Genomic DNA, 13,641 nt, shown 5'->3' on the forward strand with positions numbered 1-13,641 from the left:
GTGAGCCAGCCGATCCTGATGACCGTCGACGACGATCCCGCCGTGTCCCGCTCGGTCGCCCGTGACCTGCGGCGCCGGTACGGGAAGGACTACCGCGTCATCCGCGCCGACTCCGGTGCCGACGCCCTCGACGCGCTGCGCGAGATCAAGCTGCGCGGGGACGCCGTCGCGGCGATCCTCGCCGACTACCGGATGCCGCAGATGGACGGGATCGCCTTCCTCGAGAAGGCGATGGACCTGTTCCCGCACGCCCGCCGCGCCCTGCTGACCGCCTACGCCGACACCGACGCCGCGATCCAGGCGATCAACGTCGTCGACGTCGACCACTACCTGCTCAAGCCGTGGGACCCGCCGGAGGAGAAGCTCTACCCGGTGATCGACGCCCTGGTCGAGACCTGGAAAGCCGTCGGCGACAAGCCGGTCGAAGAGGTCAAGCTCATCGGCCACCGCTTCAACTCGCCGTCGTTCCACATGCGCGACTTCCTCGCCCGCAACGCCGTCCCGTACCGGTGGTACTCGGTCGAAGACGACGAAGGGCGCCGGATCCTGCAGGCCGCCGACGCCACCGACGCCGACATCCCGGTCGTCGTCACCCCGGACGGCACCGTCCTCAAGCACCCCTCCGGCAGCGAGATCGCCGACGCGGTCGGCTTGTCGACCCGTCCGGCGCAGGAGTTCTACGACCTCGTCGTGATCGGCGGCGGGCCGGCCGGCCTCGGCGCCGCCGTCTACGGCGCGTCCGAGGGCCTGCGCACGGTGCTCGTCGAGAAGAAGGCCACGGGTGGCCAGGCCGGCACCAGTTCGCGCATCGAGAACTACCTCGGCTTCCCCGACGGCGTCTCCGGCGCGCAGCTGACCGACCGGGCGCGGCGCCAGGCGCAGAAGTTCGGCGCCGAGGTGCTGACCGCGCGCGACGTCGTCGGCCTCGAAGCCCGCGGCTCGTCCCGGGTCGTCACCTTCGGCGACGGCAGTGAGATCGCCGCGCACTCGGTGATCCTCGCCAGCGGCGTCACCTACCGCGCGCTGGACGCCGAGGGCATCGAGGAGCTGAGCGGCCGCGGCGTCTACTACGGCTCGGCCGCGACCGAGGCGCCCGAGTGCAAGGGCGAGCACGTCTACATCGTCGGCGGCGCCAACTCCGCCGGACAGGCGGCGGTGTTCTTCTCCCGGCACGCGAGCGACGTCACGATCCTCGTGCGCGGGGAGTCGCTGGAGTCGTCGATGTCGCACTACCTGATCGAGCAGATCGCCGGCATCGAGAACATCCACGTCCGCACGCACACCACGGTCAAGCAGGCCCACGGCGACGAGCACCTCGAACGCCTCACGCTGTGCGAGAACGGCGTCACCGAGACGGTCGAGAGCGGCCACCTGTTCATCTTCATCGGTGCCGCCCCGCGCACCGAGTGGCTCGGCGAGACGATCCACCGCGACGAGCACGGCTTCGTGTGCACCGGCCCCGACCTGACGGCGAACGGGCAGCGACCGGCGGGCTGGACCCTCGACCGTGATCCGCACTACCTCGAGTCGTCCGTCCCCGGTGTGTTCGTGGCCGGTGACGTGCGGGCCCAGTCGGTCAAGCGGGTGGCGTCCGCGGTCGGCGAGGGCGCGATGGCCGTGACGCTGGTACACCGGTACCTGGAGGAACAATGAGCGCACTGCCGCGGGAAGAGCTTCGCGGGCTCTTCCTTTTCGAACACCTTTCCGAAGACCAGCTCGACTGGATCGCCGCCAACGCCGTGCTCGAGGAGTACGCGGCCGACTCCACCGTCATCAGCGAGGGCGGCGAGGCGACCTGCTTCTACGTCCTGCTGAACGGCGCGATCCGGATGACGCGGCTGGTCAGCGGCACGGAGGTGGAGACCAACCGGTCCGACCAGCGCGGAGCGTACTTCGGCGCGACGCAGTTCTTCGTGCACCAGGAGAGCGAGCACACCTACAACGCCACCGTGCGCGCGCTGTCCGACGTCACGTTCCTGGCGCTGCCCTCGAAGGAGTTCTCCTTCGAGTTCCGCCGGTGGTTCCCGATGGCGACGCACCTCCTCGAAGGCATGTACCTCGGCTGGCGCAACAGCGACACCGTGATCGGCTCACGTCGTCGGCTCCTCGCGCTGGGCGAACTGTCGGCCGGACTCACGCACGAGCTGAACAACCCGGCCGCGGCCGCAGTCCGGGCGACGTCCGCCCTGCGCGAACGCGTCGCCGGGATGCGGCACAAGCTCGCCTTCCTCGCGAAGAAGGACATCGACCCGGAGCTGCTCTACCAGCTCATCGACGTCCAGGAACGCCTGGTCAAGCAGGTCGTCAACGCCGAGAAGCTGTCCGCGATGCAGCAGGCCGACCGCGAGGACGAGATCACCGACTGGTTCGACGACCGCGGCATCGACCAGGGCTGGGACCTCGCGGACATCTACGTCCGCGCCGGGCTTACCACGGCCGACCTCGACAACGTCCTCGAGCAGGTCGGCGACACCTTCATCGACGGCGCCGTCCGCTGGCTCGCCTACGCGCTCGAGACCGAGATGCTGATGGGCGAGATCGAGGACTCCACCACGCGGATCTCCGCGCTGGTCGGCAAGGCCAAGCAGTACTCGCAGATGGACCGGGCGCCGCACCAGTGGGTCGACGTCCACGACGGGCTCGACTCCACGCTCGTCATGCTCGCGGGCAAGATCGGCGACGGCGTCCGCATCGTGAAGGAGTACGACCGGAGCCTGCCGAAGATCCCGGCGTACCCGGCCGAGCTGAACCAGGTCTGGACGAACGTCATCGACAACGCCCTCGGCGCGATGCAGGGCGAAGGCACGCTGACGCTGCGCACGTGGGGTCAGAACGAGCAGGTCCGCGTCGAGATCGGCGACACCGGACCCGGCATCCCGGCGGACATCAAGCAGCGGATCTTCGAGCCGTTCTTCACGACGAAACCGGTCGGCGAAGGGACCGGCCTCGGCCTGGACATCTCGTGGAAGATCGTCGTCGAACGCCACCAGGGTGACCTGCGCGTCGAGTCCGAGCCCGGGAACACCCGGTTCGAAATCTGCCTGCCGACGGTCGAGCAGGCCTCGCTCTGATGGCTTCCGTCCCGACGGTCACGACCGAGCTCGGGGCGCTGGTGGGGCTGGCGGGCGACGGCGTCCGCCGGTGGCGTGGGATCCCGTATGCCCACCCGCCGGTCGGGGAGCTGCGGTGGAAGGCACCGCGGCCGCCGTCGCTGTCCGGTGGCGTGCACGTCGCGACGGAGTACGGGCCGCACGCGATGCAGTCGCCGGACCCGATGAACCCGTCCGCCGTGTGCGACGAGGACTGCCTGTACCTCAACGTCTGCACGCCGGAAGGGCCCGTTCCCGACCGCGGCTGGCCGGTGCTGTTCTGGCTGCACGGCGGCGGCTACCGCGTCGGCCACGGCGAGCAGCTCGGTGACGGCGAGGAGTTCGCACGCGCCGGGATCGTCGTCGTCACGATCAACTACCGCCTCGGCTCGCTCGGCTTCCTGCACCTCGCCGGCCTCTTCGGCGAGCCGGAAGCGGACGCCGGCGTGTGCGGGTTCCTCGACCAGGTCGAGGCCCTGAAATGGGTGCGCCGCAACATCTCCGCGTTCGGCGGCGACCCCGACCGGATCACCGTCTACGGCGTCTCGGCGGGCGCGAAGAGCGTCGGGAACCTGATGGGCAGCCCGCTGGGCACGGGGTTGTTCGCCCAGGCGATCAGCAGCAGCGGCGGCGCGGACCACGTCGCGACGCCGGAGGCCGGGACCGCGCTGGCCCGGCGGCTCCTGGACGAGGTCGGCTGCCACGACGTCGAAGCGCTGCGCGCCTTGCCGGCGAAGGAGTTCGTCGAGGCGCAGGAACGGATCCTCACCGGTTTCCAGGCGCTGTGGCTGTGGCGGCCGACGCTGCACCCCCGCGTGCTGCCGGAGGTGCCGATCGAGCCGATCCGCCGGGGGAGCGCGGCCGGCGTCACGCTGCTCGTGGGCTGCAACAGCAACGAAGGCAGCACGTACGCGCTGATGCTCGGCGACGACGTCGCGACCGCTCCGGCAAGTTCGGTCTTGAATGGCATCCTCGGCGACGAAGGCGCTTCGCAGCTTCTCGAGACGTATCTTCGCCGCGTCCCCGACCTGAAGTCCGCGAAGATCGCCGCGATGGGCGACGAACGCTACGGCGTCCCGACCCAGCGTCTCGCCGACGCGCAGTCCGCCTACGCGGCCGTCTACCGCTACCGCATCGACATCGCCGCGCCCGGCGTGCCCGAGCAGCTCGACGGCGGCCACGGCACCGAGACGACGATGGCGTGGAAGACCCCGCTGCCGCTCGCCACCCAGGGGTCCGCCGTCAACCCGAAGCGCGAAAGCGCGGCGTTGCTGATTCACCGGTGCTGGGTGCGGTTCGTCCGGGACGGCGTCGCGGACGCCGACGGCCCCGAATGGCCCCCGTACGGCCCCGAGTTGCGGCCGGTGCTCGTTTTCCGGGAAGACACCGACCTGGTGCTCGACCCACGGTCCGACGAGCGGAATGCCTGGGGCGACACGGAATGGGCGTCCGGAACCTGGTTCCAGCCGTCCTGACACCGTTAGTTCATCTTTCCTTCACTTCGAGCTGGCTCGTTCGCGCGTCAAACGAGTCGAAGGCCGTAGAGGATTTGGCCGTCGAGGGGAGTGACAGTGAAACGCCAGGTGTCCATCGGGTTGGCCGTGGTGCTGCTGCTGGCCGTCGTCGCCGTGATCGTCTGGGGCCGCGGCGACGACTCCGCGCAGGGTGGCGACCTCACCACCGTGCGCGGGGTGATCGGGTCGGAGAAGCAGGCCTTCTTCACCGACCAGCGCGTCGTCGACGCCTTCGCCCGCAACGGCCTGAAGGTCGAGGTCGACACGGCCGGCTCGCGGCAGATCGCGACGACCGTCGACCTGGGGAAGTACGCGTTCGCGTTCCCGTCGTCGTCGCCGGCCGCGCAGAAGATCCAGCGCGACCGCAAGGTGACGACGGTCTACACGCCGTTCCAGTCGCCGATGGCGATCGCGTCGTTCGAGCCGATCGTTTCTTTGTTGCGGGCCAATGGGGTGGTGCACAAGGGCGCCGGCGACTACGACGTCCTCGACATCGCGAAGTACCTCGACCTGGCGAAGGCCGGGACGCGCTGGGACCAGCTGCCCGGTAACACCGCCTACCCGGCGCGCAAGAACGTCCTGGTCACGACGACCGACCCGCGCGAGTCGAACTCCGCGGCGATGTACCTGTCGATCGTTTCCTTCGTGGCCAACGGCAACACCGTCGTCAGCACGCCCGACCAGGAGGCGAAGGTGCTGCCGTCGGTGTCGAAGCTGTTCCTCGACCAGGGGTACACGCAGAACAGCACCGAGGGGCCGTTCGAGGACTACCTGTCGGCGGGCATGGGGAAGACGCCGCTGGCGCTGATCTACGAGTCGCAGTTCGTCGACCGGGTGGAGCGCGGCGACGGGTCGATCCGGCCGGACATGCGCATGCTCTACACCGCGCCGACGGTCTACTCGAAGCACACGCTCGTCCCGCTCTCGGGCGACGGCGACAAGGTGGGCCAGCTGCTCACGACCGACCCCGAGCTGGGCAAACTCGCCGCGACCTTCGGGTTCCGCACGACCAACCCGCAGCTGTTCGCCGATGTCGCGGCGAAGGCGCACGCGCCGGCCGACCTGGTGGACGCCGTCGAGCCGCCGACCTTCGAGACGCTCGAGCGGCTGCTCGACGCCGTCGGCAAGCAGTACTGACATGGACGACTTCGCCCTCACCCCGCCCGAGCCCGTCACCGCGATCCCCGCCGAGCGCGCCGCCGGGCTCATCACGCTCAGCGACGACACACGATCGGAAGTCGCCGTTCGCGCCGAGGCCTTCGCCGCGCGGCTGGAGGCGCTGGACGTCCGGTCGCCGGAGTTCACGGACCTCCTCGACGAGCTGCTGGCCGTCGGCGAGGCCGACATGCGGGCCGCGGCCGGCGTCGCGGGGTCGATGCTGGACCGGTCCTTGCGCAGTGCCGCGTCCCCGCAGGACGGCGTCACGACGAGCCTGACGAGCCTGCGCCGCACGGTCGCCGAGCTGGACCCGGCCAAGCTGCCGCTGACCGGGCGCAAGCTGCTCGGGATGTTCCCGGTCGCCCAGGGCGCGAAGCGGGCCCTGGACCGCTACCGCGCGGCGAACGAGCCGGTCAACGCGCTGGTCGTCGACCTCCGCGGCCGTCAGGACGTCCTGCGTCGCGACAACGCCGCGATCAAGGGCGAGCGTGGGCGGCTGTGGAAGGTCATGGGCAAGCTCGCCGAGGCGGCCGCGTTCGCCGAAGCCGTCGACGGCGCGATCGAGACGCAGGCCGGGGTCTTCGACTTCACGGATCCCGCGCGCGCCAACGCGTTGCGCGCCGACGTGCTGTACCCGATCCGGCAACGGCACCAGGACCTGCTGACCCAGCTCGCCGTCAGCGCGCAGGGCTACCTCGCGCTGGACCTGGTGCGCAAGAACAACGACGAGCTGGTCCGCGGTGTCGAGCGGGCGGTGTCGACGACCGTGTCCGCGCTGCGGGTCGCCCTGCTGGTCAGCGGCGCGCTGGCGAGCCAGCGCGACGTCCTCGACGAGGTCGCGGCGCTGCAGGCGACCACCGACGGGCTGATCCGCGCCAACACCGAGCTGCTGGACCTGCAGTCCGCCGAAATCCGCAAGGCGAGCAGCGACCCCGCCGTCGCGACCGAGACGATCCGCCAGTCGTTCGACCGGATCTACGCCTCGATCGACGCGATCGACGGGTTCCGCGCCGACGCCGTCCGCACGATGGCGGCGACCGTCGAGTCGCTGTCCGGCGAGATCCGCCGCGCCGAAGACCACCTGCGGCGCTCGCACGAGGGGGAAGCATGATCAGGAAACTTCTTGCGCTGACGGTGGGCGCGGCCTTGCTGGCCGGCTGTTCCGACGCCGCTCCATCCGCGCCGCTGGGGGATCCCGAGCCGGGGACGCTGCGGATCCTTGCGGGCAGCGAACTGGCGGACATGCAGCCGGTGCTCGACGAAGCCGCGCGCGCCACCGGAGTGACGGTCAAGTTCACGTTCACCGGGACTTTGGAAGGTGCCGAAGCGCTCGCGAACGGCAGCGTCGACGGCAAGTACGACGCCGTGTGGTTCTCGTCGAACCGTTATCCCGCAGGCATTCCCGAAGCGGCGAAGCGGCTCGGCAACCAGGTCAAGATCATGAGCTCGCCGGTGGTGCTCGGGCTGGCGACGTCCGTGGTGCAGCGGCTCGGCTGGGCGGGCAAGCCGGTCAGCTGGGGTGAGATCGCCGCGCAGGCCGGGAAGAAGGCGTTCAGCTACGGGATGACGGACCCGTCGGCGTCGAACTCCGGGTTCTCGGCGCTGGTCGGGGTGGCTTCGGCGCTGGCCGGCGCGGGCAACGCGATCGACGCCCAGCAGATCGCGTCGGTGACTCCGCAGCTGACGCAGTTCTTCAGCGCCCAGGCGCTTTCGGCCGGGTCGTCGGGCTGGCTGTCGGACGCGTACACGCGGCGCGCGACCGGCCAGGACCCGGGGCAGAAGGTCGACGGGCTGATCAATTACGAGTCCGTGCTGCTGTCGGCGAACGCGTCCGGGAAGCTGCCGGAGCCGCTGACGCTGGTCTACCCGAGCGACGGCGTCGTCACGGCCGACTACCCGCTGACTCTGCTTTCGGACGCCGGGAACGACGCCCGCTCGGCACACCAGCGGCTCTCGGACTACCTGCGGACGCCCGACGTCCAGAAGAAGATCATGGAGACGACCCAGCGGCGGCCGGTGGTCCCGGGCGTCGCGCTGGGGCGGCAGTTCGCGGCGCGCGACCTCGTCGAGCTGCCGTTCCCGGCGACGCAGCAGGCCGTCGACGCGCTGCTCCAGGCTTACTTCGACAAGATCCGGCGGCCGTCGCGGACCTTGTACGTGCTCGACACGTCGGGTTCGATGAAGGGCGATCGGATCGATTCGCTGAAGAGCGCGCTGGTCGGGCTGACGGGGGCGGACACGTCGCTGACCGGCCGGTTCAGGCGGTTCCGGAGCCGGGAGGAGGTGACGATGCTGCCGTTCAACACGAGTCCTTCGCGGCCTTCGACGTTCACCGTGCCGGAGCAGAACCCGCAGGGCGAGCTGGACCGCATCAAGGCGTTCGCCGAGGGACTGTCGGCGGGCGGCGGGACGGCGATCTACGACAGCCTTTCGGAGGCCTACCGGGTGCTGGAACCGTTGGCGGCGCGCGATCCGGACCGGTTCACGTCGATCGTCCTGATGACCGACGGCGAGAACGCGAACGGCTCGTCCCTGGCCGACTTCCAGGCGTCGTCCGGCTCGCTGCCGCCGGCGATGAAGCAGGTGCCGGTGTTCACGGTGCTGTTCGGCGAGGGGTCGAGCGACGAGCTGACGCAGGTCGCCGGGGCGACCGGCGGCAAGGTGTTCGACGCGCGGAAGGTCCAGCTGTCCAGCGTGTTCCAGGAGATCCGCGGGTACCAATGATGCTGCTGCGCTATCTGGGGTCGACCAAGAACCTGCTCGGCTGCGTCGGCGGGCTCGTCGGTGTGGTGCTGTACCTGACCGGGGTGATCGGGTGGTTCTGGCCGTTCGTCGTGGTCGCGTTGTACCTGGTGGGGGCGCTGCTCGCGCCTTCGGAGAAGGTCCGGCTGGTCCCCGATACGTCCGCCGAGCTGCGGTCTTCTTTGGAAACCTTGGTGCGGCGGGTCTCGTCGCAGGCTTCGCGCATGCCCGAGTCCACTGTGGACACAGTGGGGCGCATCGCGGAAGTCCTGCGGGACTTGCTGTCCGATCCTGCGCGGTTGTCGGCTGACCCCGATGTGCGGCACGCCGTCGTGCGCTTGGCGGGCTCGGATCTGCCTCTGTCGCTGGAGACTTATCTGAACCTGCCGTGGTGGTTCGCGGCCCGGCGGGCAGGCGCGGGCTCGGAACTGGTGGCACAGCTGGGTTTGCTCGAAGCGGAGGCGCACCGGGTGGCCGAGCGGTTCTACGCGACCGAGGTCGACCGGCAGGCCGATCACACGCGGTATCTGCGTGACCGGGACGGGTGAGTTCGCGGCGCTACTCTTGTGAGTGGTGACGTTCGAACGCGCGTTCGAGTAGCTTGGATCTCATGGACGCGAACCGAGTTTCGGCAAGGTCAGGGTCACCGCTGCGGTGGTCAACCAGCTCAGCAGGTCGGCGAGAGGAATGCGGGAAAGCCGTTCCGGCCACTCTTCGGCGACGGTGTGCAGCACGAGTTCGTCGTGCCGCGGCTCCACCTTGGTCAGCTTTATCCCCGGCGGGAGCTCCGGCAGGGGAAGCACGATGGGCTGGAAGCGCTTCGGTGGGCGCAGGGTGCGCTGTCCGATGTGGAGGGTCCGGGGCACGAGCACGACCGCGTCGGCCTCCACCCGGGCTTCCAGCGTCAAGTGGCCCCAGTGCGGCTTCTTGGCCCAGTGGATCTGGAGCAGCCCGCTGTCCGCCGGGGCGGCCACGATCCCGGGGCGGACCTTCGCCACCCTTTCGCGGAGCACGTCCGCGGAAACGGCGATGCGCAGGTCCACGCGGGCGGGTTTGGCGGAGGGAACGGGAAGGGAGCGGAGGCGGACGTCTTCGGCGAGCACGGTGACCCGGCGCAGCGGAATGCTGCCGCCTTCGGGCTCGGGCCAGTCGACGTCCTCGGCGACGATCCGGACGTCGCCGATGCGGCCGGTGGCCAGGCGGAGGCTGTCGGCCGGGTAGTCGAGTTCGGTGAGGGTCAGGCCGACGTCGCGGCCGTCGACCTTGGCGGTCAGCCGGCGCCCGACGAGCTGTTCGGTGACGGTGCGCACCAGGGCGCCCGGCGTGACCGGGACGTTCGGGAGCAGGGAACGCCCGGCCGCGGCCAGTCCGGCCAGCCCGGCCAGTTCGGGCCAGGGCGACCAGCCGTCGAACCACCTGCCGTCGCTCATCCGTCCAGTGTCGCCGAAGGCCGGGTGGCCCGCCGAGGGCAGGTCAGGTGAAAGCGGTGATTCTCACGCGGCGACGGTGCGGGACCTGACCCGCCGGCCGTCTCCTGCCTGGCCGCGTCCCGGATGTGGTGCGGGATGCACCCACTGGGGCGGCTGGGAGCCACCTGCCGTCACCGGAGGGGGCGGCGACGACAGGTGGCAGTTCGGAGGGCGGTGTCGCCCGCCGGTCACCGGCCCGCGAAGCGGGCGATGATGCCGGTGATGACCAGCCAGAACACCGCGGCCAGGCCGAAGTCGAGGATCACGGCCAGGCTGGGGTTGTCCACCGGGAACAGACCCGGCCAGAACAACGCGAGAGGAACCGCCAGTGACTTGATGAAGACGAAGAAGGCGTTGCCGGCATTGGCACCGGCGAGCACCATGATCATGTAAAGCACTTCGATCCCCGCGAAGATCGCGCCGATCGCCGTGATGACCCGCACGGCCGTGTTCCGTCTGGTGGTGGTTCGCCAAGGAGACATGCCCGGAAAATTCCCGGATCGGGTGACCCGTCAAACGCTCCAACCCCAAGATTGCGCCGTTCGGCGGCTCCCGTTGCTCTCTGCCGCCCCTCCCGCACCCTCAGTCGCCCCCAAACCGGCCTCCGATGCCCGCCCAGTCACGCGTGATGCCCGCTCAATCACGCCCGATGCCCTCCCAGTCACGCGTGATGCCTGCCCAGTCACACGCGTGTCGTCCATCCAGGTACGCGAGTCGTCCGTCCGGGTGCGCGTGTCGTCCACTCAGGTCCGCGTTCACGGCCGTCAACGCGGGCCGGCGTCACCCAGCAGCCGCGCGATGGCCCAGTCCTGCACCGCGAGACCGACGGACTTGAACACCGTCCGTCCACTCACTGCCGGCGGCGTACCCAACGCGTCGCCGAGCTCGACCAAGGAGGAGCGCTTCACCACCCCACTGTCCACCGCGTGGATCACCTCACCGGCTTCCTCGAGCACGGCCTCGACCTGATCCACCACCACACACGAAGCAGAACCGAGCAACTCGGCCGGAAGCTCCCGCATGGAAGGCAGATACGACCCGATCGCGTTGACGTGAACCCGCTCCGGCAGGTCGTCCACATCGAACAGAGGAGTCGACGATGAAGTAGCACAACAAACGATCTCCGCATCGGAGACGGCGTCGGCGGCCGAAGCCGCGACCCGCGTCTCGATCGCCGGGAACTCGGCACGCACAAGATCCGCGAAGCCCTGAGCACGCGACGGATCCCGTCCGAACACCGCCAGCCGGCTCACCGGCCGGACCGCCGCCACCGCCCGCACCTGGTCGGCGGCCTGCGCGCCGGTGCCGAGGAGCGCCAGGCGGCTGGCGGAGGGCGGCGCGAGCAGGTCCGTCGCGACGCCGGACGCCGCGCCGGTGCGCAGGGTGGTCACCTCGATCGCGTCGGCGACCACCTGGCCCGCGGCCGTGTTCCACACCAGCGTCCCGAGGATCATCGGCGTGCGGCCGGCGACCAGGCTGAGCGTCTTCACCACCGTCGTCGACGTCGGCGTGTGGCAGGCGCTCATCACCAGCGTCGTGCCGCCGCCGAAGGACAACCGTTGCGGCACCACGAAACGGCCGGCGGCGAGGTCGAGGAAGGCCTCCCGGACCGCGTCGACGGCGGCGGTCATCGGCACGGCCGACCGGACGGCGTGAGCATCGAGCATGTGCGAACCCTTCGAAGCCGGAGAACTGCCGCTAGCCTGACTAGGTGTCCGATGCCGCGCAAGATCCACCCGTCGAAGACCAGCGGTTCGTCCGCGACGACTGGTACGGGGAGGAGATCACCGGACGCCACTACGTGCGGTGCGAGTTCCGCGAGGTCGACTTCTCGGAGACGCAGACGCGGAACTCGGTCTTCACCGACTGCGTGTTCGGCAACGTGCGCTTCAACGCGTCCCGGCACGCGGACTCGGCGTTCACCGGCTGCACCTTCAAACGGTGCAACTTCTTCGACGCCGAGTTCACCGGGTGCAAGCTGGTCGGTGCGACGTTCAGCGAGTGCGAGCTGCGCCCGCTGCGGGTCACCGGCGGCGACTGGTCGTTCGCCGGGCTGGCGGGGGCCGACCTGCGGTCGGTCGCCTTCCACGGGGTGCGCATGCGCGAGGTCGATCTCACCGGGGCGAACTGCGCCGACGCGGTGTTCGCCGACGTCGACCTTTCGGCGGCGACGCTGCACGCCGTCAAGCTGTCCCGCGCCGAGCTGAGGGGCAGCGATCTCTCGGCGCTCGACCCGGTGAACGCCGAGCTGGCCGGCGCGATCGTGTCACCCGAACAGGCTGCGGTGCTCGTCACGTCGCTCGGGCTGCACGTCCGGGCGTAGGCTCGGGCCGATCGGGAGGAGAGCCGCGATGGGCGTCGTGACACCGGGGTTCCGCGGCCGTGCCCGCGGCGGCAACCCGCGTTTGCCACCCGGGCAGTACCTGGCGGAGGACTTCCCCGTGCTGTCCGCAGGCCCGACGCCGCGCGTGCGGACCGAGACGTGGGAGTTCACGGTCACCTCCGAGACCGGCGAGAAGCACGCCTGGAGCTGGGCCGAGCTGATGGCCCTGCCCAGCGAGAAGCCCACAGTGGACATCCACTGCGTCACCCAGTGGTCCAAACTGGACACCCGCTGGCGCGGCGTCGCGGTGGACACCCTGGTCGGCGGGCTCGACACGGCCGCCGACTACGTCATGGTGCACTCCTACGGCGGCTACACCACGAACTTGCCGCTCGCCGACCTGCTCGACGGCCAGGCCTGGATCGCCTACGAGTACGGCGGCAAGCCGCTGACCCCGGAGCACGGCGGCCCGGCGCGGCTGCTCGTGCCGCACCTGTACTTCTGGAAGTCCGCGAAGTGGGTGCGCGGGCTCGAGCTGAAGACCCGGGACGAGCCCGGCTTCTGGGAGAACGTCGGCTACCACGACTACGGGGATCCATGGCGCGAACAGCGGTATCAGGGCGACTAGCCTGGCGGGTCGCCCGCCTGGCCGACTTCCGCGACGAGACGCCGACGGCTCGCACGCTCGTCTTCGACCTGCCCGGCTGGCCGGGTCACCTGGCGGGGCAGCACGTCGACGTCCGCCTGACGGCGGCCGACGGTTACCGCGCGCAGCGCAGCTACTCGCTCGCCGCGCCCGCCGACGGTGACCGGGTCGAGCTGACGGTCCAGCGCGTCCCCGACGGCGAGGTGTCCGAGCACCTGGCCGGCCCGTACGCGATCGGCGACCCGGTGGAGATCCGCGGCCCGGTCGGCGGCTGGTTCGTCTGGCGCCCGGCGGACCCGGCACCGGTCCTGCTGATCGCGGGCGGCTCGGGCATCGTCCCGGTGATGGCGATGATCCGCGCCCGCCGGGCGGCGGGCGTCCGCACCCCGTTCAAGCTGATCTACTCGCTGCGCACGCCGGCCGAGCTGTACTACGCGGACGAGCTGCGCACGCCGGTGGCGGGCCTGGACATCACGTACGTGTACACGCGCGAGCTGCCGGAAGGCCGCCCGGGAATCCCGCGCCGCATCGACGTGCCGACGCTCAACACGGCGGGCTGGCCGGCGGAGTTCGGCGCGGACTGCTTCATCTGCGGACCGACGGGCTTCGTTGAGACGGCGGCGGACATCCTGGTCGCACTGGGCCACGACCCGCACCGCATCCGCACGGAGAGGTTCGGCCCCAGCCGCGACTGACCCAG

13 protein-coding genes are annotated in these 13,641 nt (G+C 70.3%); 10 read left to right on the plus strand and 3 right to left on the minus strand.

The genetic code is table 11. The features are described from left to right. From ACZ7OU_RS42975 to ACZ7OU_RS43005, 7 genes are all read left to right on the plus strand, one after another. The gene (locus ACZ7OU_RS42975; RefSeq protein WP_470245410.1) at positions 1-1,653 is read left to right on the plus strand and encodes an FAD-dependent oxidoreductase; all 1,653 of its coding nucleotides are present in this window, start codon (positions 1-3) and stop codon (positions 1,651-1,653) included. Beyond that, positions 1,650-3,071, plus strand: a complete 1,422-nt coding sequence (locus tag ACZ7OU_RS42980) for an ATP-binding protein (protein ID WP_470245409.1) — start codon at positions 1,650-1,652, stop codon at positions 3,069-3,071. The genes ACZ7OU_RS42975 and ACZ7OU_RS42980 overlap by 4 nt, the downstream gene beginning before the upstream one ends. After that, positions 3,071-4,564 carry a carboxylesterase/lipase family protein gene (locus ACZ7OU_RS42985; protein WP_470259701.1) on the plus strand — a complete coding sequence of 498 codons (1,494 nt, stop codon included), beginning with the start codon at positions 3,071-3,073 and terminating at the stop codon, positions 4,562-4,564. Before ACZ7OU_RS42980 ends, ACZ7OU_RS42985 begins: the two co-directional genes overlap by 1 nt. 96 nt (positions 4,565-4,660) lie before the next feature. Further along, a complete protein-coding gene (locus tag ACZ7OU_RS42990) occupies positions 4,661-5,740 on the plus strand; it encodes a hypothetical protein (RefSeq protein ID WP_470245407.1) in 1,080 nt (359 codons plus the stop codon). 1 nt (position 5,741) lies between these two features. Beyond that, positions 5,742-6,872 (plus strand): toxic anion resistance protein, encoded by a 1,131-nt coding sequence (locus ACZ7OU_RS42995; protein WP_470259702.1) that lies wholly within the window; start codon positions 5,742-5,744, stop codon positions 6,870-6,872. Next, positions 6,869-8,485, plus strand: coding sequence for an extracellular solute-binding protein (locus ACZ7OU_RS43000; protein ID WP_470259703.1), 1,617 nt, complete (start codon positions 6,869-6,871; stop codon positions 8,483-8,485). Before ACZ7OU_RS42995 ends, ACZ7OU_RS43000 begins: the two co-directional genes overlap by 4 nt. Further along, positions 8,485-9,051, plus strand: coding sequence for a hypothetical protein (locus ACZ7OU_RS43005; protein WP_470260155.1), 567 nt, complete (start codon positions 8,485-8,487; stop codon positions 9,049-9,051). Before ACZ7OU_RS43000 ends, ACZ7OU_RS43005 begins: the two co-directional genes overlap by 1 nt. 60 nt (positions 9,052-9,111) lie before the next feature. On the opposite strand, the gene ACZ7OU_RS43010 is transcribed toward ACZ7OU_RS43005, so the two are convergent. From ACZ7OU_RS43010 to ACZ7OU_RS43020, 3 genes are all read right to left on the minus strand, one after another. Beyond that, entirely contained in the window at positions 9,112-9,933 is an 822-nt protein-coding gene (locus ACZ7OU_RS43010; protein WP_470259704.1) for an LmeA family phospholipid-binding protein, read from the minus strand. A gap of 227 nt (positions 9,934-10,160) precedes the next feature. Then, a complete protein-coding gene (locus ACZ7OU_RS43015) occupies positions 10,161-10,415 on the minus strand; it encodes a hypothetical protein (protein WP_470245403.1) in 255 nt (84 codons plus the stop codon). Positions 10,416-10,736: 321 nt separating this feature from the next. Next, complete coding sequence (locus tag ACZ7OU_RS43020; protein WP_470260156.1) at positions 10,737-11,639, minus strand: ornithine cyclodeaminase family protein; 903 nt, start codon at positions 11,637-11,639, stop codon at positions 10,737-10,739. A 44-nt stretch (positions 11,640-11,683) separates the two neighbouring features. Between ACZ7OU_RS43020 and ACZ7OU_RS43025 the strand changes: the two genes are divergently transcribed. From ACZ7OU_RS43025 to ACZ7OU_RS43035, 3 genes are read left to right on the plus strand one after another with little or no spacing between them, the layout of a single operon-like run. Next, complete coding sequence (locus ACZ7OU_RS43025) at positions 11,684-12,295, plus strand: pentapeptide repeat-containing protein (protein WP_470259705.1); 612 nt, start codon at positions 11,684-11,686, stop codon at positions 12,293-12,295. Positions 12,296-12,323: 28 nt separating this feature from the next. After that, complete coding sequence (locus ACZ7OU_RS43030) at positions 12,324-12,923, plus strand: sulfite oxidase-like oxidoreductase (protein ID WP_470259706.1); 600 nt, start codon at positions 12,324-12,326, stop codon at positions 12,921-12,923. Further along, complete coding sequence (locus tag ACZ7OU_RS43035) at positions 12,893-13,636, plus strand: ferredoxin reductase (RefSeq protein WP_470245399.1); 744 nt, start codon at positions 12,893-12,895, stop codon at positions 13,634-13,636. Before ACZ7OU_RS43030 ends, ACZ7OU_RS43035 begins: the two co-directional genes overlap by 31 nt. Positions 13,637-13,641 lie beyond the last annotated feature (5 nt).

The organism is Amycolatopsis sp. NPDC114505 (genome assembly GCF_055633615.1).